Below are 20,542 nucleotides of genomic sequence, written 5' to 3'. Positions count from 1 at the left end.
GATGGGCAACAACGTCGTTGTAATCGGCACCCAATGGGGTGATGAAGGGAAAGGTAAAGTGGTGGACCTGCTCACCGATCGGGCCTCGGTCGTGGTGCGGTTTCAAGGGGGCCACAATGCTGGGCACACCTTGGTCATCGACGGCGTGAAGACCGTGCTGCATCTGGTCCCGTCCGGCGTGCTGCGCGAGGGCGTGCGCTGCTTGATCGGCAACGGCGTGGTGCTCTCGCCCTCGGCGCTGCAGGAAGAGCTCGCCATGCTCGAAGCCTCCGGCGTGCCGGCCCGCGAGCGGCTCGGGATCAGTGCAGCCTGTCCACTGATCCTGCCCTACCACATCGCCCTCGACCAGGCGCGCGAGCTGGCGCGCGGCGCCAAGGCGATCGGGACCACCGGTCGAGGCATCGGCCCGGCCTATGAAGACAAGACCGCGCGGCGCGGCATCCGCCTCGGCGAGCTTCTCGACACCGAACACTTCAAAGAGCGCTTGCGCGAGGTCATGGAGTATCATAACTTCATGCTCGAGCATTACTTCAAGGCCCCCACGCTGTCCTATGACGCGGTCCTCGATGAGTACCTCGGTCATGCCGAGGTGCTGCGGCCACTCGTGATGGATGTGCCCGGCTATCTGCACAGCTGCCGGGCCGAAGGAAAAGATGTCCTCTTCGAGGGCGCCCAGGGTGCCCTGCTCGACATCGATCACGGCACCTATCCCTACGTGACCTCGTCCACGACGACCGCCGGCGGGGCAGCCAGCGGCAGCGGTGTCGGGCCTCGCGACCTGGATTATGTCCTGGGGATCGTCAAGGCCTACACTACGCGCGTCGGCGCCGGCCCTTTCCCGACGGAGCTGTTCGACGACGTTGGCGAGCTTCTGGGCAAGCGCGGCAACGAATTCGGTGCGACCACCGGGCGCAAGCGTCGCTGCGGTTGGCTCGATATGGTTGCGCTGAAACGATCGCTCGCCATCAACAGCGTCACCGGCATCTGTATCACCAAGCTCGACGTGCTCGACGGTATGGACACCCTCAAGATCTGCACGAGCTATGTCGTCGACGGCGAGGAGGTCGAGACACCTCCGGTCGGGTCCGACGCGTTCGAGCGGTGCGAGCCGCGCTACCTCGAGGTGCCGGGTTGGTCGGAATCCACTGTCGGCACGACCTCGTACGATGCGCTGCCCGCCACGGCGCGTGCCTATCTCGAGACCATCGAGCAGTTGGGCGGGGTTCCGATCGATCTCGTCTCCACGGGCCCTGACCGGGTCGAGACCCTGGTCCGTCGCAACCCCTTCGATGTCTGATGCCTGCCTGACGCTATGGACGCTGCCGTTGCGGATCTGTTGATCGAGGGCCTCTGGCTGATGGCCATCGGCTTGGGGATCGTCTTTACGTTCCTCTTGACGCTGGTCGGCCTGCTGGTGCTGATGTCGAAGGCGGTGGCACGCTGGGGTCCCGAGGATGCGCTCCCGGCGACCAGGGTCGCGGCCCATACGGCCGCACCCCCCCCGTCTGCGGACGACGAGCGGCTGGTTGCGGTCGTCGGCGCGGCGATCCGGGCGTATCGCCGACGTCATCGCCCTTGACGCAACGACCGAGCCGAGTCGTGCCGCGATCGGAGCCTTGCGCTCGTCTCCCGCATCGCGTCGTTTCAGTGCTCTACCGCCCGAGGATGACGGACCCCTTCGTCCCATGGGCAGCGATCGGCGCGTGCCTTGCCGATCGAGCATCACTCAACCCCAGATCGAGTCCCGCATGAAGCCATCCAACCGACTTGCGATCACCGAGGTCGTCCTGCGCGATTCTCACCAGTCGCTGCTCGCGACCCGTCTGCGCATCGAGGACATGCTCCCCATCGCGCCTAAGCTGGACGAGGTCGGCTATTGGTCGCTCGAGAGCTGGGGCGGGGCGACCTTCGACGCCTGCATCCGTTATCTCGGCGAAGACCCCTGGGAGCGGCTGCGCCTGATCAAGTCCGCGATGCCCAAAACGCCTCAGCAGATGCTGCTGAGAGGGCAGAACCTGCTCGGCTACCGACACTATGCCGACGATCTGGTCGAGACCTTCGTGGAGCGCGCCGCCCTCAACGGGATCGACGTCTTCCGCATCTTCGATGCCATGAACGACGTGCGCAACCTCGAGACCTCGGTGAAGGCCGTCTTGGCCACCGGCAAGCATGCTCAAGGCACCATGTCCTACACGGTCAGCCCGGTGCACGATCTGGGGTACTGGATCGACATGGGCCGTCGACTCGAGGACATGGGTTGCCATTCAATCTGCATCAAGGACATGGCGGGTCTGCTTAAACCTTATGTCGCCGAGGCCCTAGTCACCCGGTTGAAGGCGATCTGCAGCGTCCCGATCGCCATGCATAGCCATGCCACGACCGGTATGAGTACCGGCACGATCCTGAAGGCGGCCGAGGCGGGTATCGACATGGTCGATACCGCCATCTCCTCGATGAGTATGACCTATGGCCACTCGCCGACCGAGTCGGTGGTCGCCATCCTGGAAGACACGGATCGCTCGACCGGATTGAATCTCCCTCTGCTGGAAGAGATCGCGGCCTATTTCCGGGTGGTCCGTAAGAAGTACGCCAAGTTCGAGGGGGCGCTCAGGGGTGTGGACTCGCGCATCCTGGTCGCTCAAGTGCCCGGCGGCATGCTCACCAACATGGAGAACCAGCTCCGCGAGCAGGGGGCCACCGACCGTCTCGACGCCGTTCTTGCCGAGATCCCCAAGGTCCGCGAGGAGCTTGGGTATATCCCCTTGGTGACGCCGACATCTCAGATCGTCGGCAGCCAGGCCGTGCTCAACGTCTTGATGGGCGAGCGCTACAAGAGCATCACCAACGAGACCGCAGGGGTCCTCAAGGGCGAGTACGGTGCAACCCCGGCCCCGGTGAACGTCGAGCTTCAGCAGCGCGTCCTGGCCGCAGGCGAGACACCGATCACCTGCCGTCCGGCCGACAATCTCACGCCCGAGCTCGATGTGCTCACTACAGAGCTGCAACGCCTGGCCAAGGAGCGCTCCATCAGGCTTGCCTCGGATGTCGTGGATGATGTCCTGACTTATGCGCTGTTTCCCCAGGTCGGGCATAAGTTCCTGGAGAATCGCGGGAATCCGAGTGTCTTCGAGCCGCCGCCTTGGAATGAGCCGGTTCGTCCGGCCGTCGCGGAGACCACGCCGACACCGCCTGCGGTCGCCGCCTCCGTCGCCGAGCGCTATCGGGTGGAGGTCGACGGCCACAGCTACCATGTCCTGGTCTCCCCGGAAGGTGCGGTCGAGCAGCTCGCCGCCGTGCCGAGCGCCGCTTTGCCGCCCCCCGCTGCCGGCCGGGACGTGCCGGCCCCGCTTGCCGGGACCGTGATGGCGGTCAAGGTTAAACCGGGTCAGGTCATCGCCTCCGGGGAGCTGATCATGGTGCTCGAGGCCATGAAGATGGAGGCCGAGGTCCGCTCGCCCGAAGCCGGCACCGTGCTTGCGGTCTCGGTGAAGGAGGGCGACAGCCTTCAAGTCGGCCAGACGTTGCTGACCCTGGGCTAAGCGGGTATGGAGGCGCTTCTCACCCTCTGGCAGTCCACCGGTGTCGCCAACATCACCTGGCGCGAGCTACTTATGCTCCTGGTCGGCGTCGGTCTCATCTATTTGGCGATCGCCAAACGCTTCGAGCCGCTTCTGCTGCTGCCCATCGGCTTCGGTGCGATCCTCGCGAACATCCCGGTCGCCGGGATGGCCGGGCCGGACGGAATGATCGGGATGATCTATCACGTCGGGGTCGAAACCGGGATCTTTCCGCTGCTCATCTTCCTAGGCGTCGGTGCACTGACCGACTTCAGCGCCCTGATCGCCAGACCCTCGACCTTGATCCTCGGGGCTGCGGCGCAGTTCGGGATCTTTGCGACCCTGATCGGTGCACTTGCCCTCAACCTGCTGCCCGGGTTCGACTTCAGTCTGGCGGATGCCGCCGCCATCGGCATCATCGGCGGGGCGGACGGGCCGACCGCCATCTTTTTGGCTTCGCGCCTCGCCCCCGATCTCCTCGGCGCGATCGCGGTCGCTGCCTATTCCTACATGGCACTGGTGCCGATCATTCAGCCTCCGATCATGCGTGCCTTGACGACCAAGGCGGAGCGCGGTGTCGTCATGGAGCAGCTGCGCCCCGTCTCGCGCTTGGAGCGGATCCTCTTTCCCCTCGTCGTGCTCTTTCTCTGCGCCCTGCTGTTGCCCTCGGCAGCCCCGCTGATCGGAATGCTCACATTGGGTAATCTCCTGCGCGAAAGCGGGGTGGTGGAGCGTCTCAGTCGTGCGGCTCAGAACGAGATCATCAACGTCGTCACCATCCTCTTGGGTCTGGCGATCGGCTCCAAGCTCTCGGGCGAGCTCTTTCTGACGACGCAGACCTTGGGGATCCTGGTGCTCGGCGCCGTCGCCTTCAGCATCGGTACGGCGTCCGGAGTCATCATGGGCAAGATCATGTGTCGTCTCAGCGGGGGGAAGGTGAACCCCCTGATCGGTGCGGCAGGCGTCTCGGCAGTACCCATGGCTGCGCGGGTCGTGAACAAGGTCGGGCTGGACGAGAACCACCACAATTTTCTGCTGATGCATGCCATGGGTCCGAATGTTGCGGGTGTGATCGGGTCGGCGGTCGCCGCCGGCGTCTTGCTCGCCCTCGTGGGTGCCTAAACCGCGTCCAGAGCGACATGCGTCATTTTCACGTTGCTTTTGGCTTCGGAGTTGTCCTCGATCTCGGTGAGACGCGGTTTGAAATTTAGTATTCTTAATGCTTTAAACCGCGCCGGCTCCGACAGTCGTCGGAGCCGGCGCGGCCAAGCGACTTCACCAAACGACGCACACCGCACCGGGCGCGGTGCGGTTTAGGTTGACGCTGCGATCCAATTTGCGCTACTTTTGCGCGCTTATGTCGGGCACACCTCTTGATCCGATCGACCCTTGGCAGGCATGTCGCCGTGAGCTGGCCTTCAACGGTGATGTGTTGCTGAGTCAACTGCCGCGGCTTGCCGCCGCCACGGACGGTCTGGAGCGCGCTCTGCCGGAATCCGATTCGGCACTCGACGATTCCGCGACCGCCGACGCGGCTAGCTATGAGCTGCTGTTCGCTCGGGATCGAAAGGGTCGGTGCATCGTGACGGGGCGCGTGCGTGCGAGCTTACGGTTGCGTTGCCAACGCTGCCTCGACGAGGTCGAGGTTCCGGTCGAGGCTCCCATTGCGCTGGCGCTGATCCGCCGGGACGAAGACGCCCTCGATCTGCCCGAGGATCTCGACCCTTGGATGGTCACCGATGAGCGGCTCAATCCAATGGATTTCGTCGAGGACGAGCTGCTGTTGGCGCTCCCCGCGATCCCGCGCCATCCTCTCGGGTCCTGTGCAGCGCGCCCGATCGAGGGTGAGGAGACGGCAGCATCGGTAGGAGACGGGGCAGCGGGGTCGGACGCGAAACGCCGGCCCTTCGAGATCCTGGCGGCACTCAAGCGACCGCCGCAGACATGAGTCCATGGCACGATCCCGACGACGAGCTATGGGCGGACCATAAGCGGGTCCCGGGTGCGGCGCCCGACGGTATTGACGAATTGGATAACAGATCGCGCTCTCGCCCTAGCGGCGGCCGCGCTTCATTCGGAGACCAAAGATGGCCGTTCAGCAAAATCGAAAAACCCCGTCCAAGCGCGGTATGCGTCGCTCGCATGACGCCCTGAGCAAGCCGACCTTGTCGGTGGATCCGACCAGCGGCGAGACGCATCTTCGCCACCATGTGACGCCGGACGGTTTCTACCGGGGTCGCAAGGTTCTGGATCGCTCTGAGTGACCTCACGCGGTCGCCTCGGGGCTCTCGATCCAGCACACATCCGCAGCTCGAACCTTCCTGGGATGGGATCGGTGTCGACAATCGCGCTCGACGCCATGGGCGGTGACCACGGCCCCGGCGTAGTCGTGGCGGCCGCATTGCGTTTCCTCGCGGACTGCGAGCGCGTCGATCTGATCCTCGTCGGCGACGAGGCCAAGATCACCGCGCATCTCGGTAACGCCGATCGGACTCGACTGACGATTCGCCCGACGACTCAGGAAGTCGGAATGGACGAGTCGCCCTCCAAGGCACTCAGAGGAAAGAAGGATTCCTCGATGCGCGTCGCCATCGACTTGGTGAATGAGGGAGAGGCCGGCGCCTGCGTCAGCGCCGGAAACACCGGGGCGCTGATGGCGACCGCGCGTTTCGTCCTCAAGACCTTGCCGATGGTCGACCGCCCGGCAATCATCACAGCAGTGCCGTCCCTGCACGGGCATACCCACATGCTCGATCTGGGTGCGAATGTCGATTGCACGGCCGAGCATCTGTTCCAGTTTGCCGTGATGGGTAGCGAGTTGGTAACCGCCGTCGAAGGCGTCGCTGCACCGAGGGTCGCGCTCCTGAACATCGGTCAGGAAGAAATCAAGGGCAACGAACAAGTCAAGCAGGCCAACGAGCTGCTGCTGCGCAGCAGCCTGAACTATGTCGGTTACATCGAGGGCGACGGGATCTTTCTCGACGATATCGACGTGGTCGTCGCCGATGGGTTCGTCGGGAACGTGGCGCTCAAATGCAGCGAAGGGGTGGCCAAGTTTGTCCGACATTCCTTGAGCGCACAGTTCAAGCGCTCCTGGTTCGGCCGGGCCGCGGGGCTGGTCGCAATGCCGATTCTCAAGCAGTTTCGCCGCACGATGGACCCCCGCCGCTACAATGGTGCCAGCCTTCTCGGCCTACGGGGAATCGTGATCAAGAGTCACGGCGGTGCGGACGAGATCGCGTTCGAGAACGCGATCCATATTGCGCTGAAGGAGATTCACGCTAACATCCCCAAGCGGATCGGCGAGCAAGTCGGCCGACACCTCGACAGCGGACACTATAAGGCCATCGCCTGATGATTTACTCGCGCATCCTGGGGACCGGGAGTCATCTCCCGGTTCGGACGATGACGAATGCAGATCTTGAGGCGATCGTCGACACCACGGCGGCCTGGATCTTCGAGCGCACAGGCATCGAGAAGCGCCATCTGGTTTCCGAGGGCGAGACCTGTTGCGATCTCGCCGAGGCAGCCGCCCGACGAGCACTCGATGCGGCCGGTCTGCAACCGTCTGACATCGACCTGATCATCGTCGCCACCACCACGCCCGACCAGTTTTTTCCGAGCACAGCCTGTCTTTTGCAGCAGCGCCTCGGCGTGCACGGCTGTCCGGCCTTCGATCTTCAGGCGGTCTGCACGGGTTTTGTCTATGCTGTCGGGGTTGCCGATAAGTTTATCCGAACCGGCGCCGCGAAACGGGTTCTGGTGGTCGGGGCCGAGACACTCTCGCGCATCCTCAACTGGGAGGACCGTGGGACCTGCGTGCTCTTCGGAGACGGCGCAGGGGCGGTCGTTTTGGAGGCGGCGGACGAGCCGGGCATCGTTTCGACGCATCTGCATGCCGACGGTGCCTACAAGGACCTGCTTCAGGTCCCGGGCGGCCTCGGCAACGGGCGCCCCGATGCCCGATTCATGGAGATGAAGGGCAACGAGGTCTTCCGGGTCGCCGTCACGACGCTCGGTCGCATCGTCGACGAGACCCTCGAGGCCGCCGGTCTGGACAAGTCAGACATCGACTGGTTGATCCCGCACCAGGCGAATATCCGCATCATCCAGGCGACCGCGCGTAAACTGGATCTGCCGATGGAGCGTGTCGTGGTCACGGTGGCCGAGCACGGCAACACCTCGGCCGCATCGATTCCGCTGGCATTTGATCAAGCGGTGCGCGACGGTCGTATTCAACGCGGCGAGCTCGTCCTGATGGAAGCCTTCGGTGGCGGTTTCACCTGGGGTTCGGTCTTGGTTCGTTACTGATCGATGTGTTGCCCTTCGATGTGTTGCCCTTCGATGTGTTGCCCTTCGATGTGTTGCTTAGTCGTTGCCGATAAGGATGAAATGAATGATTGCCGCTTTTTTCCCCGGCCAAGGCTCCCAATCGATCGGGATGCTTGATGTACTGGCCGAATCCTATCCGGATGTGCGCCGGACCTTTGACGAGGCATCGGACGCCTTGGGTTTCGACCTTTGGCGTTTGCTCCACGAGGGCCCCAAGGAGGATCTCGATCTCACCCGGAATACCCAACCCGTCATGCTGAGCGCAGGGATCGCGGTTTGGCGCACTTGGCTGCAGGCCGGTGGGCCGCCTGCGGGCATAATGGCCGGTCACAGTCTGGGCGAATACTCGGCCTTGGTTGCCGCCGGCGCACTGAGTTTTGCCGACGGCGTGCGTTTGGCGGCCGAGCGTGCGCGCTTCATGCAGGAAGCGGTTCCGGCCGGAGAGGGTGCGATGGCCGCCGTGCTGGGTCTGAGCGACGCCGATGTCGTGGCACTTTGCGCGGCGCAGTCCGAAGGCGCGGTGCTCGAGGCCGTTAACTTCAATGCACCCGGTCAGGTCGTGATTGCGGGCGAGACCGCTGCCGTGAACCGTGCCCTCGGTGCCGCCAAGGCAGCGGGTGCGAAGCGGGCGATGACTTTGCCGGTCAGTGTCCCCTCGCATTGCTCCCTGATGCGCCCCGCCGCGGATCGTCTCGCCGAGCGGTTGGCCGCGATCGAGATCCGGATTCCGGAGGTTGCGGTCCTGCACAACGCTTGTGTGCAGAGCGCCGCCGACAGCGCCTTACTGCGCGATCAGCTGGTCCAGCAGCTCTATCGCCCGGTACGATGGGTGGAGACGGTGCGTGCCGTCGCCGCCGAAGGTTTTCGTATCGCGATCGAGTGCGGCCCGGGCAAGGTGTTGACCAGTCTGAACAAACGAATCGACGATAATCTGACGACGCTGCCGGTCTTCGACCCGAAGTCACTCGAAGCGGCACTAGAGGCTATAGCGAATGTTGAACGATGAGATCGCGCTCGTAACAGGCGCCTCGCGCGGGATCGGTCGCTCCATCGCAATGGCGTTGGCCGAGCAGGGTGCCGTCGTTGCCGGCACGGCAACGACGGCCGCCGGTGCGCGCTCGATCGAGGACGCCTTGATCCAGGCCGGATACCGTGGCATCGGGGTCGTGCTCGACGTCTCCGATCCGGCGTCGGTCAAGGCCGCCTTCGGGGAGATCGCCGAGCGCCTCGGTGCACCGGGGATTCTTGTGAACAATGCCGGAATTACGCGCGACAACCTTTTAATGCGCATGAAGGACGAGGAGTGGGATTCGGTTATCGAGACCAATCTCAGCTCGCTCTACCGCGTGACCAAGGCCTGTCTGCGTGCGATGACCAAGGCGCGCAAAGGCCGGATCATCAATATCGCCTCCGTCGTGGGCACCACGGGCAATGCCGGTCAGACGAACTATGCGGCGGCGAAAGCAGGCATGATGGGATTCACCAAGGCGTTGGCGCGGGAGGTTGGATCACGCGCGATCACCGTCAACTGTGTCGCCCCCGGGTTCATCGACACGGATATGACCCGTACTTTGCCGGAGGCGCAACGCCAAGCATTGATCGGTGGGATTCCCTTGGGTCGCCTCGGACAGCCCGAGGAGATTGCCGGAGCCGTGGTCTTTTTGGCCTCGCCTGCAGCGGCCTACATCACCGGCGAGACCCTGCACGTGAACGGCGGCATGCACATGGCATGAAAGGCTTCGTCGTCGATATGATTAAGATCAACTAAATCAGAGTCTTGTGCTTTTCGCCGAGGACTGATGCGGCTTTCATCGGTCGTCGATTGTCACTAGAATACCGCCTGGTCCAGCGAGGGCCACCTTTATCATCCGGAGGAATCAGTCCCATGAGCAGCGTTGAAGATCGAGTCCGCAAAATCGTTGTCGAACAACTCGGCGTGAAGGAAGAGGAAGTGACCTCGGAGGCGTCCTTCGTCGACGATCTGGGCGCGGACTCACTCGACACGGTTGAGTTGGTCATGGCCCTCGAAGAAGAGTTTGAAACCGAGATCCCGGACGAGGACGCGGAGAAGATCACCACCGTCCAACAGGCCATCAACTACATCAACCAGCACCAGGCATAGGCAGGTGTCCGGCACCCGGGCCGGGTGCTCCGAGGCTCGAGGGCCGTCGGCCGCAGCTGGATGCCGGTTCGGCGGCGGGTGTCGAATGTCGCGTTTCGAACGAAAGGGGTAGGCAATGTCAGGCAGAAGGGTCGTGGTCACCGGTTTGGGCCTGGTCGCGCCGGTCGGTTTGGACGTCGTGTCCTCCTGGGACAACATCCTCGCCGGCAAGAGCGGGATCAAACCCATCACCCATTTCGACATCGAGCCGTTCAGCACCCGCTTCGGTGGCCCGATCTATGGCTTCGAGATCAGCGATTACATCGCTGAAAAAGAAGCCAAGAAAATGGATAAGTTCATCCACTACGGCATGGCTGCCAGCTGTCAGGCGATTGTCGACGCCGGGCTTGAGATCGACGATTCCAACTGTCGCCGCATCGGTGTGGCGATCGGATCGGGGATCGGCGGGATTACGGGCATCGAGAACAACTACGAGGCTTATCGGACGAAGGGGCCGCGTCGGATCTCGCCCTTCTTTGTCCCCGCCAATATCATCAACATGGTTGCGGGTAACCTCTCGATCAAGTTTGGGCTCAAGGGGCCAAACTACTCGATCGTTTCCGCGTGCAGCACGGCGACGCACAACATCGGCGAGGCGGCGATCATGATCCGTCACGGCTATGTCGATGTGATGATCGCGGGTGGCGCCGAGATGGCGACCTCGCCGGTCGGGCTCGGCGGCTTCGCCGCGGCGCGCGCGCTCTCGACCCGCAACGATGCGCCGGAGGCCGCCAGCCGGCCCTTCGATCGCGATCGCGACGGCTTCGTCCTCAGCGACGGTGCAGGCGTCGTGGTGCTCGAGGAGTACGAGCGCGCCAAGGCACGCGGTGCCGTCATCTACGCCGAGCTGGTCGGCGTCGGGATGAACTCCGATGCCTATCACATGACCGCGCCGTCGGAGAACGGCGAAGGCGCCTGCGATTGTATGCTGCTCGCGCTCGCGGATGCCGGTCTGGACAAGGATCAGGTGAACTACATCAACGCCCATGGTACCTCGACACCCGCCGGCGATGCGGCCGAGACCATGGCCATCAAGCGTGCGTTCGGCCAGCACGCCTACGAGATTCCAGTCAGCTCGACCAAATCCATGACCGGCCACATGCTGGGCGCTGCCGGCGGGGCGGAGGCGATCTTCACGATCCTCGCCATTCGCGATCAGACCGCGCCACCGACCATCAACTACGAGACGCCGGATCCGGACTGCGATCTCGATTACGTCCCCAATACCGCCCGAGAGATGCGCATCGATGTCGCATTGACCAACTCCTTCGGATTCGGCGGTACTAACGGGACACTGGCCTTCCGTCGGCCTTAGGTCGGGTCTCGGATCGGGTTCGACGTCAGATTGTTCGATTGGCCGCCTTCCGCGCCGGTTGCAGATCCGTCGGATGACGATGGCGTCTCGGGGGCGGCAGGGATCAGACGCGTCCTGGTGGATGGGCGCGAGCAGGATCGGCTCTCGGTTGGAGATCGTGGCCTGCACTACGGCGATGGTCTGTTCGAGACCATTCTGATCCGTGACGGCTTGCCTTGTCTGTGGGACCGCCACTTGGCGCGTCTCGCGCTTGGCGCCGATCGGCTCGGTCTCCCGCTCCCCTCACGATCGGTTTTGCGCGAAGAGACTGCTCGGATATGCGCCGAGCTTGATGATGGCCTTCTGAAGCTGATCATCACCCGCGGCGTCGGCGGTCGCGGTTATCGACCTCCTGTCTCACCGCACCCCCGGCGCATCCTGTTGTCCTATGCCCCATTTCCGAACGCCGATCCGCTTGCGAACGGCGGTGTCGCCATCCGGTATTGCGAAACCCCCGCATCCGTGAATCCGTGCCTGGCCGGGATCAAACATCTCAACCGCTTGGACGCGGTGCTTGCCCGGCAGGAATGGGATGACCCGGGGATCGCCGAGGGTCTGATGTGTGACGAGGCCGGCGACCTAGTCGGCGGCACGATGACGAATCTGTTTGTCTGGGACGGTGTTGCGCTCGCCACCCCACCGGTGACGCGCAGCGGCATTGCCGGGACGGTGCGTGCGGTCGCAATCGAAGCGGCCGCGCGGGCCGGGCTTGCCTGTGTCGAGCGCCCAGTTACCCGACGGATGCTCGAGGAGGCGGCCGGACTCTTCTTGACGAATGCGCGGATCGGCGTCTGGCCGGTTTCCCGTCTTGAAGATCGGCTGTTCGACCCCGGCGGCCTTCCGCTCGATTTTTTGAGCGCCGTCCGTCGAACGGCGCATACACCTGAATGGCCGGATCCATGATCGCACGTGTCTTTTTCGTTCTGGTGCTCGCTGCAGGTGCGATGGGTGCCGGTCTTTGGCTCGATTACGGTGCCTTCATCAAGGGGCCCGTGCCCTTGCCCGAGGAGGGTACGATACTCGACATCCCGCGCGGGACATCGCTGCGTGGATTGGCGCGCCGGATGACCGACGAGGGTATTCTGCGACACCCTTACTACTTCATCGCCTTGGCCTACCGACAAAGTGATCAGGCGCGAATCAAGGCGGGCGAGTTCGAGCTGACCGCCGGGATGACCCCGGTCGATGTCTTGGCGCGTATCACCTCGGGCCAGGTCGTACAGCATCCCGTCACCTTGGTCGAGGGCTGGACTTTTCGGCAGGCCGTCGCAGCGATCGAGGCGCAGGATCGTTTCACGGGTGACCTGTCGGATCTGTCCGACGAGGCCCTGATGGCCAAGCTCGGCCGCCCCGGCGAGCATCCCGAAGGGCGCCTCTTTCCGGACACCTACCGTTTCCCGCGCGACACGCCGCGCCTGTCGGTCCTGCAGCGTGCCTTCGAGCGCATGGAGCAGGTTCTGGCCGAGGAGTGGGCGGAGCGCCGCGAGGGGCTACCGATCGACAGTTCCTATGAGGCCCTGATCCTCGCCTCGATCGTCGAGAAGGAGACGGGCGCCGCGCATGAACGGCCGGAGATCGCGGGAGTCTTCGTACGCCGCCTGCGCAAAGGGATGCGCCTGCAAACCGATCCGACCGTGATCTACGGCATGGGCGAGCGTTACGAGGGTCGCATCCGCCGCGCCGATCTACGCGAGGCCACCGCCTACAACACCTATGTCATCAACGGCCTGCCGCCGACACCCATCGCCTTGCCCGGGCGCGCAGCCATCCATGCCGTCCTCAACCCCGCGGACGGGGACAGCCTCTATTTCGTCTCGCGCGGCGACGGTACGCATGTTTTCTCGGCCACGCTCGACGCGCACAACCAAGCGGTTCGTCGCTATATCCTGGGTGATCCATGATCCTTTCGACTGCGGTGAGTCCGAAGCCGAGGCGAGGCTGCTTCGTCACGCTGGAAGGCATCGAGGGGGCGGGCAAGTCGACACACATCGCCTCGCTTGCGGCGCTCCTGTCGTCGCTGGGTATCGCGGTCGTGACGACGCGCGAGCCCGGAGGATCGCCGATTGCCGAGCGGATCCGCACCTTGCTGCTCGATTCGGCCAACACCGGGATGGACGAGACCGCCGAGCTGCTTCTCATGTTCGCGGCACGCGCCGAGCATCTGGCCAAGAGGATCCGTCCCGCGCTGGGAACCGGCGCCTGGGTGCTTTGCGATCGCTTTACCGACGCGACCTACGCCTATCAAGGCGGGGGGCGCGGGTTGAATCCGGAGCGCATTGCGGTGCTCGAGACGCTGGTTCAGGGCGATCTACGGCCGGATCTGACCCTCCTTTTCGATCTTGCGCCCACGCTTGGACTTGAGCGCGCACGCGGTCGCGGGGCCGCCGATCGATTCGAGTCCGAGACCCTGCACTTCTTCGAGGCGGTGCGCGCTGTCTATCTCGAACGGGCGCATGCGAGCCCGGGGCGCTATCGCCTGATCGATGCCGCTGCGCCCTTGAACGTCGTCGGCGAGCAGGCGGGACGAGCCTTGCGTGCCCTCGTCGAGACCCGTCGGGGCGAGACCGCCGAGGCGTCCGGCGGCGGAGCCGAGGCGTGACCGACCCGACACCGCTCGCATTCGATGCCCCTCTGCCTTGGTTGGCCGAGGATTGGATGCGCCTGGATCGTGCCAGAGGAGACGGGCGACTCGCACATGGCCTCTTGATCAGCGGTCCGCGCGGCATCGGCAAGCGCCATCTCGTCGAGCTGTTGGCCCGATCGATGCTTTGCGGCGCGCCAACGGCGGACGGACTGGCCTGTGGACGCTGCGCGGATTGCACCTTGATCGCCGCCGAGAGCCATCCCGATCTGTTGCGTGTCGGCCCGGATCCCGAGGCGAAATCCGAAGAGATCCCGGTCGCGGCGGTTCGCGCCCTAGTGGAGCGGGGCGCACTGACCCCGAGCCGGGCCGGGTGGAAGGTCACCCTCGTGGATCCTGCGGATCATCTCAACGCAGCGGCCGCCAACGCCCTGCTCAAGACCCTCGAGGAGCCGCCGGGGGCGGCTCTCATCGTCCTGGTGACGGAACAGCCCGGACGCCTGCCGGCGACCATTCGCAGCCGTTGCGGCCAGATCCGCATCCCGACGCCGTCTACGGCGGATGCGCTCGCATGGCTTGCCGGGCGGATCCCTCAAGAGACGGCCGTATTGCGCCTCTGCCTAGCGCATGGCGGACCGCTGCGCGCATTGAGCGAGCTCGACGACGCCCGGCTCGAGCAGCGGCGCGAGCGGATCGCCGGGTTCCTCGCGATCGCCCGCGGCGAGCGCGACCCGCTCGCGGAGGCGTCGGCTTGGAACAGCCTCGGACCACGGCTATGCTTGGATTGGTTGTCCGGCTGGCTGGTCGACCTAGTGCGTCTGGCCGCAAGCGAGTATCCGGTCCGGCTCGATAATCCCGATCAACGCGAGGCCTTGCGTACGCTCGCACGGCGCCTGGAGCCGGCCTCCCTGCATCGGCTCCTGCAACGCGTCCTGCGCGCGCGGGCCCTGGTGGAAACCAGGGCAAACCCCCAGCTGGTGCTGGAATCCTTGTCGATCGAATGGCTCCGCGTCGGTGCGGGGCAAGGCCTCAGGAGATCTTGACCCATGGCGATACCGGGCGCGTCCACCGGGTCCCTCGCGGGACAGCAGCGTATCCTCAGCTTCGCGATCAAAGACAAGGCCGCGCTCTATGCCGCCTTCATGCCCTTCGTCAAAAACGGCGGGCTCTTTATCCCGACGACGAAACGCTATCAGCTCGGCGACGAGATCTTTCTTCTGCTGCAGTTGATGGAGGAGACCGAGCGCATCCCGGTTGCCGGCAAGGTGGTCTGGGTCACGCCGCCGGGTGCCGAGGGCAGCCGTGCGATCGGGGTCGGTGTGCAGTTCAGCGATCAGGATAAGGGTATGGCGCGCCGCAAGATCGAGGACTATCTCGTTGGTGCCCTCAACTCGGATCGCCCCACACACACTATGTAGGCCACACCATGTAGCGTAGCGGTGCAGCGATTCCGAGACCGTCCGAGATCATCTTCGTTGTCGTTGTCGTAATCGTGGTCGTAGTCTTATCGATGGGCGATTACGACAACGACAACGACAGGTCTCGATACATCTGCGGTGCTGGACTAGGAGAGTGCATGCTCGTCGATTCCCATTGTCACCTCGATCGGGTGGATCTTCGCCGATACGAGGGCGACTTCACCGGGCTCATGCAGGCGACCGCCGACGCCGGGGTCACCCATATGCTCTGCGTCTCGATCGATCTGGAGCACTATCCGGACATGAGACGTCTGGTCGATCCCTTTGAGCAGGTCGCCGTCTCGGTCGGCGTGCATCCGAACCAGGAGCACGGCGAAGAACCGACCGTGGAACGGTTGGTGTCTTTGGCGGCTGATCCGCGAAACGTCGCGATCGGTGAGACCGGACTGGACTTTTTCCATCGCGATCTGGATCCGGCTCGGCAGCGCGAGCGTTTCCGCGTCCATATTGCCGCGGCACGCGCGTGCTGCAAGCCTTTGATTATCCATACGAGGGATGCGCGCGAGGATACCATTGCGATCCTGCGCGAGGAGCGCGCAGACGCCGTCGGCGGGGTGCTGCACTGCTTCACCGAGAATTGGGAGATGGCGAAGGCCGGCATGGATCTGGGTTTTTATGTCTCCTTTTCCGGGATCGTCACCTTCAAGAACGCCGAGGAGCTGCGCAACGTGGCGCGCCGCGTCCCGCTCGATCGCCTGCTCATCGAAACCGATTCGCCTTATCTCGCACCCATGCCCCATCGCGGCAAACCCAACGAGCCCAAGTTGGTCGCCCATGTCGCGAACCGTATTGCCGAGCTGCGCGGGATGGATCCGGCAGAGGTTGCTACGGTCACACGCGAGAATTATTTCCGATTGTTCTCCATCGCGTAGGCACAACAAACCGTCGGCGCAAGTTGTGCCTCCTATCGTTAGCACAACCTACGAGTATGGAAACTCCCGGATCGCCTAAGGCGCCTATCTCAAGACTCGGACTTACCGTTCGACGCCTTCTTTGTTTGCTCGGGCTTCATCTGCTCGGGCCGTTTGTCGCCGCAGGGTAGATAACCGGCCGTCGGTTCCGGGTCGCGTTTGAGCGCCTCCCGAACGGTGTCGCATACCGTCCTGAGCACCTTGATCCGCGCATAGGGTTTGTCGTTGCCCTCCACCAGAGTCCAAGCCGCATGCTTGGTGCTGGTGCGCACCACCATCTCGTTGATCGCATCCTTGTACTGGGGCCATTTCTCGCGGTTGCGCCAGTCATCGTCGGTGATCTTGTATTGCTTGTACGGGACACTCTCGCGATCCTTGAAGCGCTTCAGCTGCTCGTCCTGACTGATGTGGATCCAGAATTTGAGCAGGATCACGCCGCTGTCCACCAGCTGCTCCTCGAAGCGATTGATCTCCGAGTAGGCGCGCCGCCATTCGGCATCGCCGGCAAAACCCTCGACCCGCTCGACCAGGACACGTCCGTACCAGGATCGATCGTAGAGTGTGATGTAGCCCGCCCGTGGGACGTGACGCCAGAACCGCCACAGATAGTGGTGTGACTTCTCCTCGTCGGTGGGCGCAGCGACCGGGATGGCGCGATAGAGGCGCGCATCGATGGCGGCCGTGATCCGGCGGATCGCGCCGCCCTTGCCGCCGGCATCGACGCCCTCGAACATCAGGACGGTCGATCGTTTCTTGTTGTAGGCGCTCCAGGCCAGCTCGTTGATCTCGGTCTGCAGGCGCTTCATCTCCGCCCTGTAGGTGTCCTTGTCCAAGGCGAGTGAGAGATCCATTTGATCGAGGAGCGTGATCTGGGCATTCGCACCGCTCGGCAGCTCAGGACTGCCGCCGCCGGACTTGCGCTCGTCCGGATGGGGCTCGCCCAAGCGCGAACGGATGGCGTGCAGGAGGGTCTTACCGACGGTCAGATCGCGGTAGCGCCTGTCCTCGGCCTCCACCAGATACCAAGGGCAGACACCCCGGTCGGTGTAGCGGATGACCCGCTCTGCGACCTGCTCGAACGCGGCGTACTGCTCGGAGAACTTGCTCTTGTCCGGGAGCATCTTCCAACGGCTCTTGTCGTCGCGCGAGAGCTCCTTCAGGCGGGCCTTCTGATCCTCTTCGGACATGTGAAACCAGAATTTCAAGATGAGCGCACCGTCCTGGATGAGCATGCGCTCGAAATCGACGATGCGGTTGAGCTCCCCGTCGAGCTCTGCATCGCTGCAATGCCCCTCGAAGCGATGCTCGATCGGGGTCTGATACCAGCCGCCGAAGAGGATCGAGATCTCCCCGCGGGGCGGCATGGAGCGCCAAAAACGCCAATAGCGTGGACGTGCGCGCTCCTCGTCGGTCTCGTCCCAGAAGGCAAAGGTCTGAACGCCGCGGGTATCCAGCCATTCGTTCAGCCGGTTCACCACCTCGCCCTTGCCGGCCGCCTCGACGCCCGAGATGAGCACGATTACCGGGATATCGGAGTCCTTCAGATCGCGTTGCGCCGTGAGCAGCTCGGTGCGCAGCTCTTCCTGCTGCTCTTTGAAGTCGTCCTTGCTGACCGAGCGGCCTATTTTTGTCGATTCGAACATGCGTCATATCCCCTGGACTTGAACCGGAATTCGTCAGTTGCTTCGCGTAAAGCGTGCTTCATGCGAAGGATTAGACAGCCTTAACGATCGCACCCACGCGATGGCTCGCCGGCCAGGTGAAGACCGCATTGACCCTACTATAAATTCCTGAATCGCGTCAGCTCCGACCATGAGGGTCGGACGCACACGCGCACCGAGCCGACAACCCAACGTACCGCGCCGAAGACGCGCTTCAGCAACGCTCGAACAGGGCCATCGACTCGACATGGGCCGTCTGCGGGAACATATCCATCACCCCCGCCGAAACAAGCCGGTAACCAAGCGCATTCACGAGACGATCGGCGTCGCGCGCAAGGGTCGTCGGATAGCAGGACACGTAGAGCACCTTCTCCACCCCGAGCCGCGGCAGCCAGTCGAGCACGGCGAGCGCGCCGCTGCGGGGCGGATCCAGCAGTGCCTTGGTGAAACCCTCGCGCGACCATGGCTCCTGATCGAGCGCGCCATCGAGATCAGCCGTATAGAAACGTGCGTTCCCGATCTTGTTCAAGTCCGAGTTCGCCTGCGCGCGGGCGACCAAACCGGGATCGCCTTCCACCCCGACCACAACCTCGGCTTGACGAGCAAGCGGCAAGGTGAAGTTGCCCACGCCGCAGAAGAGGTCCAAAACGCGCTCGTCGGCCTGGACATCCAGGAGCGCAAGCGCCTGGTCAAGCATCGATCGGTTCAGCTCCAGGTTGACCTGGGTGAAGTCGGTCGGCTCGAACTCGATCCGCAGATCGTAGCGCGGCAGCTCGTAATGCAGCGTGATCCCCTGGCCGGGCAGCGGCCGGATGCTCTCCGGGCCGGCCTCCTGAAGATAGATGTGGAAACCCTCGCTCTCGCCGAGCGCCTCGAGCACGCCCAGGTCAGCGGCACTCGGCGGGCTTAAGGCGCGGAACACCAAGACCGGCGGCGTATCGCCCATCGCCACCTCGATCTGCGGCACCTGCTCGCGGATGCTCAGGGCATCCACCGCGGCCCCGATCGCCTGCAGATGTGCACCGACACTCGGATGGAGCACCTCGCAGCGGCCGATGTCGGTGATGAAGGCATTGCCCCGCTCTCGGAAACCCACGAGTGTTCGGCCCTTCTTCGATACATAGCGCACACCGAGCCGGGCCTTGCGCCGGTACCCCCAAGCACCCGCCGTCAATGGCGCGAGCCAAGTCTGCGGAGTCACCTTCCCGATGCGCGAGAGCACGTCCGCAAGGCTGTCCTGCTTTGCGCGAATCTGGGCGCCCGCCGTCATATGCTGCAGGCTGCAGCCCCCGCAGACGCCGAAATGGCTGCACATGGGCGCCACACGCTCCGGCGACGGCCTCAGCACCTCAACGACGACACCTTCGTCGAAGCGACGCTGGATGCGTGTATACCGGAAACGCACCCGCTCCCCCGCCATTGCGCCGTCGATAAAGACCGCCTTGCCGTCGAAATGCGCCAATCCGCGACCCTCGTGTGTGAGGCCCTCGATCTCGGCCTCGACAGGCTCTTGCGGAAGTAGTTTGCGTTTTCTCGACACGGACTCCGTCCTCGCCACTCAGGCTGTAAAACGAAACACCGAGGGTCGCCCTAGGCCGGAAAGACCCCGGTCGACAGATAGCGGTCGCCGCGGTCGCACACGATCGCCACGATGACCGCCTCATCCACCTCTCGGGAGAGCTTCAATGCCGCGGCGATACAACCGCCGGACGAGACTCCCGCGAAGATCCCTTCCCGTGCGGCGAGCTCCCGAGCGGTCTGCTCGGCAAGCTCTTGAGAGATGTCGATCACGCGGTCCACGCCGGCAGGATCGAAGATCTTCGGCAGATAGGCCTCAGGCCACCGCCGAATCCCCGGAATGCTGGAACCCTCCTCGGGTTGGACGCCGACGATCCGGATCGCCGGATTTTGCTCCTTGAGATACCGGCCTGTCCCCATGATCGTTCCCGTCGTGCCCATCGCGCTGACGAAATGGGTGACCTGTCCGTCGGTATCACGCCAGATCTCCGGACCTGTCGACTCGTAGTGAGCGGCCGGATTGTCGGGATTCGAGAACTGATCGAGCCGGATCCCCTCCCCGCGCGCTTCCATCGCGTTGGCCAGATCGATGGCCGCCTCCATACTCCCTGCCTTGGGCGTCAGGACGATCTCGGCGCCGAAGCTGCGCATGACGCCGCGCCGCTCGGCACTCATGTGCTCGGGCATGATCAGCACCATCCGGTAACCCTTGATCGCCGCCGCCATGGCGAGCGCGATGCCCGTGTTGCCGCTGGTCGCCTCGATGAGCGTGTCGCCGGGTTTGATGGTCCCGCGCTCCTCGGCGCGACGGATCATGTTCACGGCGGGGCGGTCTTTAACGGATCCGGCGGGATTGTTGCCCTCGAGCTTGGCTAAAATGAGGTTGTCGGTGGCGCCGGGAAGGCGCTGGAGTCTGACGAGCGGCGTCTGGCCTACGAAGTCTTCGATCGTTGGATAGGGCATCTTCTGCTCACATCGGCGTCGCGCCG

21 protein-coding genes are annotated in these 20,542 nt (G+C 63.9%); 18 read left to right on the top strand and 3 right to left on the bottom strand.

The window, feature by feature from the left end; translation table 11 throughout:
* Window position 1: 1 nt before the first annotated feature.
* From AADX97_RS04200 to AADX97_RS04115, 18 genes are all read left to right on the top strand, one after another.
* Window positions 2–1,297 (top strand): adenylosuccinate synthase, encoded by a 1,296-nt coding sequence (locus AADX97_RS04200; protein WP_374232151.1) that lies wholly within the window; start codon window positions 2–4, stop codon window positions 1,295–1,297.
* A gap of 15 nt (window positions 1,298–1,312) precedes the next feature.
* The gene (locus AADX97_RS04195) at window positions 1,313–1,579 is read left to right on the top strand and encodes an OadG family protein (protein ID WP_374232150.1); all 267 of its coding nucleotides are present in this window, start codon (window positions 1,313–1,315) and stop codon (window positions 1,577–1,579) included.
* A 169-nt stretch (window positions 1,580–1,748) separates the two neighbouring features.
* Window positions 1,749–3,539: a sodium-extruding oxaloacetate decarboxylase subunit alpha gene (gene oadA / locus AADX97_RS04190; RefSeq protein WP_374232149.1), complete on the top strand. Its 1,791-nt coding sequence runs from the start codon at window positions 1,749–1,751 to the stop codon at window positions 3,537–3,539.
* 6 nt (window positions 3,540–3,545) lie between these two features.
* Window positions 3,546–4,679, top strand: coding sequence for a sodium ion-translocating decarboxylase subunit beta (locus tag AADX97_RS04185; protein WP_374232148.1), 1,134 nt, complete (start codon window positions 3,546–3,548; stop codon window positions 4,677–4,679).
* A 235-nt stretch (window positions 4,680–4,914) separates the two neighbouring features.
* Entirely contained in the window at window positions 4,915–5,505 is a 591-nt protein-coding gene (locus AADX97_RS04180; protein ID WP_374232147.1) for a DUF177 domain-containing protein, read from the top strand.
* A gap of 139 nt (window positions 5,506–5,644) precedes the next feature.
* Entirely contained in the window at window positions 5,645–5,821 is a 177-nt protein-coding gene (gene rpmF / locus AADX97_RS04175; protein ID WP_007194663.1) for a 50S ribosomal protein L32, read from the top strand.
* Between the two features lie 62 nt (window positions 5,822–5,883).
* Window positions 5,884–6,912: a phosphate acyltransferase PlsX gene (plsX, locus tag AADX97_RS04170; protein ID WP_374232146.1), complete on the top strand. Its 1,029-nt coding sequence runs from the start codon at window positions 5,884–5,886 to the stop codon at window positions 6,910–6,912.
* Window positions 6,912–7,868: a beta-ketoacyl-ACP synthase III gene (locus AADX97_RS04165; protein ID WP_374232145.1), complete on the top strand. Its 957-nt coding sequence runs from the start codon at window positions 6,912–6,914 to the stop codon at window positions 7,866–7,868. Before plsX ends, AADX97_RS04165 begins: the two co-directional genes overlap by 1 nt.
* An 85-nt stretch (window positions 7,869–7,953) precedes the next feature.
* Window positions 7,954–8,895 carry an ACP S-malonyltransferase gene (fabD, locus tag AADX97_RS04160; protein WP_374232144.1) on the top strand — a complete coding sequence of 314 codons (942 nt, stop codon included), beginning with the start codon at window positions 7,954–7,956 and terminating at the stop codon, window positions 8,893–8,895.
* A complete protein-coding gene (fabG, locus tag AADX97_RS04155) occupies window positions 8,882–9,622 on the top strand; it encodes a 3-oxoacyl-ACP reductase FabG (RefSeq protein ID WP_374232143.1) in 741 nt (246 codons plus the stop codon). Before fabD ends, fabG begins: the two co-directional genes overlap by 14 nt.
* 152 nt (window positions 9,623–9,774) lie before the next feature.
* Window positions 9,775–10,011 (top strand): acyl carrier protein, encoded by a 237-nt coding sequence (gene acpP / locus AADX97_RS04150; RefSeq protein ID WP_007194668.1) that lies wholly within the window; start codon window positions 9,775–9,777, stop codon window positions 10,009–10,011.
* A gap of 115 nt (window positions 10,012–10,126) precedes the next feature.
* Complete coding sequence (fabF, locus tag AADX97_RS04145) at window positions 10,127–11,365, top strand: beta-ketoacyl-ACP synthase II (protein ID WP_374232142.1); 1,239 nt, start codon at window positions 10,127–10,129, stop codon at window positions 11,363–11,365.
* 30 nt (window positions 11,366–11,395) lie between these two features.
* Window positions 11,396–12,307, top strand: a complete 912-nt coding sequence (gene pabC / locus AADX97_RS04140; RefSeq protein WP_374232141.1) for an aminodeoxychorismate lyase — start codon at window positions 11,396–11,398, stop codon at window positions 12,305–12,307.
* Window positions 12,292–13,305: an endolytic transglycosylase MltG gene (gene mltG, locus AADX97_RS04135; protein WP_374232140.1), complete on the top strand. Its 1,014-nt coding sequence runs from the start codon at window positions 12,292–12,294 to the stop codon at window positions 13,303–13,305. Before pabC ends, mltG begins: the two co-directional genes overlap by 16 nt.
* The gene (gene tmk, locus AADX97_RS04130) at window positions 13,302–14,003 is read left to right on the top strand and encodes a dTMP kinase (RefSeq protein WP_374232139.1); all 702 of its coding nucleotides are present in this window, start codon (window positions 13,302–13,304) and stop codon (window positions 14,001–14,003) included. The genes mltG and tmk overlap by 4 nt, the downstream gene beginning before the upstream one ends.
* Window positions 14,000–15,028 carry a DNA polymerase III subunit delta' gene (gene holB, locus AADX97_RS04125; RefSeq protein ID WP_374232138.1) on the top strand — a complete coding sequence of 343 codons (1,029 nt, stop codon included), beginning with the start codon at window positions 14,000–14,002 and terminating at the stop codon, window positions 15,026–15,028. Before tmk ends, holB begins: the two co-directional genes overlap by 4 nt.
* A 3-nt stretch (window positions 15,029–15,031) precedes the next feature.
* The gene (locus AADX97_RS04120) at window positions 15,032–15,403 is read left to right on the top strand and encodes a PilZ domain-containing protein (RefSeq protein ID WP_120798786.1); all 372 of its coding nucleotides are present in this window, start codon (window positions 15,032–15,034) and stop codon (window positions 15,401–15,403) included.
* A 158-nt stretch (window positions 15,404–15,561) separates the two neighbouring features.
* Window positions 15,562–16,335, top strand: coding sequence for a TatD family hydrolase (locus AADX97_RS04115; protein ID WP_374232137.1), 774 nt, complete (start codon window positions 15,562–15,564; stop codon window positions 16,333–16,335).
* A gap of 89 nt (window positions 16,336–16,424) precedes the next feature.
* Here the strand turns inward: AADX97_RS04115 and pap are convergent, their stop codons facing one another.
* The 3 genes from pap to cysM form a co-directional block, all read right to left on the bottom strand.
* Window positions 16,425–18,017: a polyphosphate:AMP phosphotransferase gene (gene pap / locus AADX97_RS04110; RefSeq protein WP_374232136.1), complete on the bottom strand. Its 1,593-nt coding sequence runs from the start codon at window positions 18,015–18,017 to the stop codon at window positions 16,425–16,427.
* 232 nt (window positions 18,018–18,249) lie between these two features.
* Complete coding sequence (rlmD, locus tag AADX97_RS04105) at window positions 18,250–19,575, bottom strand: 23S rRNA (uracil(1939)-C(5))-methyltransferase RlmD (protein ID WP_374232135.1); 1,326 nt, start codon at window positions 19,573–19,575, stop codon at window positions 18,250–18,252.
* A gap of 50 nt (window positions 19,576–19,625) precedes the next feature.
* The gene (gene cysM, locus AADX97_RS04100; RefSeq protein WP_374232134.1) at window positions 19,626–20,516 is read right to left on the bottom strand and encodes a cysteine synthase CysM; all 891 of its coding nucleotides are present in this window, start codon (window positions 20,514–20,516) and stop codon (window positions 19,626–19,628) included.
* Window positions 20,517–20,542 lie beyond the last annotated feature (26 nt).

This window comes from Thiocapsa sp. C2-2m, from assembly GCF_041903745.1.
Taxonomy (GTDB): Bacteria; Pseudomonadota; Gammaproteobacteria; order Chromatiales; family Chromatiaceae; genus Thiocapsa; species Thiocapsa roseilacustris.
Note: the sequence above shows the minus strand (reverse complement) of the source record. Positions and strands in the feature narration are given on the sequence as shown.

Coding starts and splice junctions, on each gene's coding strand:
- AADX97_RS04200 (WP_374232151.1), top strand. CDS start 2: ATGGGCAACAACGTCGTTGTAATCGGCACCCAATGGGGTGATGAAGGG.
- AADX97_RS04195 (WP_374232150.1), top strand. CDS start 1,313: ATGGACGCTGCCGTTGCGGATCTGTTGATCGAGGGCCTCTGGCTGATG.
- oadA (WP_374232149.1), top strand. CDS start 1,749: ATGAAGCCATCCAACCGACTTGCGATCACCGAGGTCGTCCTGCGCGAT.
- AADX97_RS04185 (WP_374232148.1), top strand. CDS start 3,546: ATGGAGGCGCTTCTCACCCTCTGGCAGTCCACCGGTGTCGCCAACATC.
- AADX97_RS04180 (WP_374232147.1), top strand. CDS start 4,915: ATGTCGGGCACACCTCTTGATCCGATCGACCCTTGGCAGGCATGTCGC.
- rpmF (WP_007194663.1), top strand. CDS start 5,645: ATGGCCGTTCAGCAAAATCGAAAAACCCCGTCCAAGCGCGGTATGCGT.
- plsX (WP_374232146.1), top strand. CDS start 5,884: ATGGGATCGGTGTCGACAATCGCGCTCGACGCCATGGGCGGTGACCAC.
- AADX97_RS04165 (WP_374232145.1), top strand. CDS start 6,912: ATGATTTACTCGCGCATCCTGGGGACCGGGAGTCATCTCCCGGTTCGG.
- fabD (WP_374232144.1), top strand. CDS start 7,954: ATGATTGCCGCTTTTTTCCCCGGCCAAGGCTCCCAATCGATCGGGATG.
- fabG (WP_374232143.1), top strand. CDS start 8,882: ATGTTGAACGATGAGATCGCGCTCGTAACAGGCGCCTCGCGCGGGATC.
- acpP (WP_007194668.1), top strand. CDS start 9,775: ATGAGCAGCGTTGAAGATCGAGTCCGCAAAATCGTTGTCGAACAACTC.
- fabF (WP_374232142.1), top strand. CDS start 10,127: ATGTCAGGCAGAAGGGTCGTGGTCACCGGTTTGGGCCTGGTCGCGCCG.
- mltG (WP_374232140.1), top strand. CDS start 12,292: ATGGCCGGATCCATGATCGCACGTGTCTTTTTCGTTCTGGTGCTCGCT.
- tmk (WP_374232139.1), top strand. CDS start 13,302: ATGATCCTTTCGACTGCGGTGAGTCCGAAGCCGAGGCGAGGCTGCTTC.
- AADX97_RS04120 (WP_120798786.1), top strand. CDS start 15,032: ATGGCGATACCGGGCGCGTCCACCGGGTCCCTCGCGGGACAGCAGCGT.
- AADX97_RS04115 (WP_374232137.1), top strand. CDS start 15,562: ATGCTCGTCGATTCCCATTGTCACCTCGATCGGGTGGATCTTCGCCGA.
- pap (WP_374232136.1), bottom strand. CDS start 18,017: ATGTTCGAATCGACAAAAATAGGCCGCTCGGTCAGCAAGGACGACTTC.
- cysM (WP_374232134.1), bottom strand. CDS start 20,516: ATGCCCTATCCAACGATCGAAGACTTCGTAGGCCAGACGCCGCTCGTC.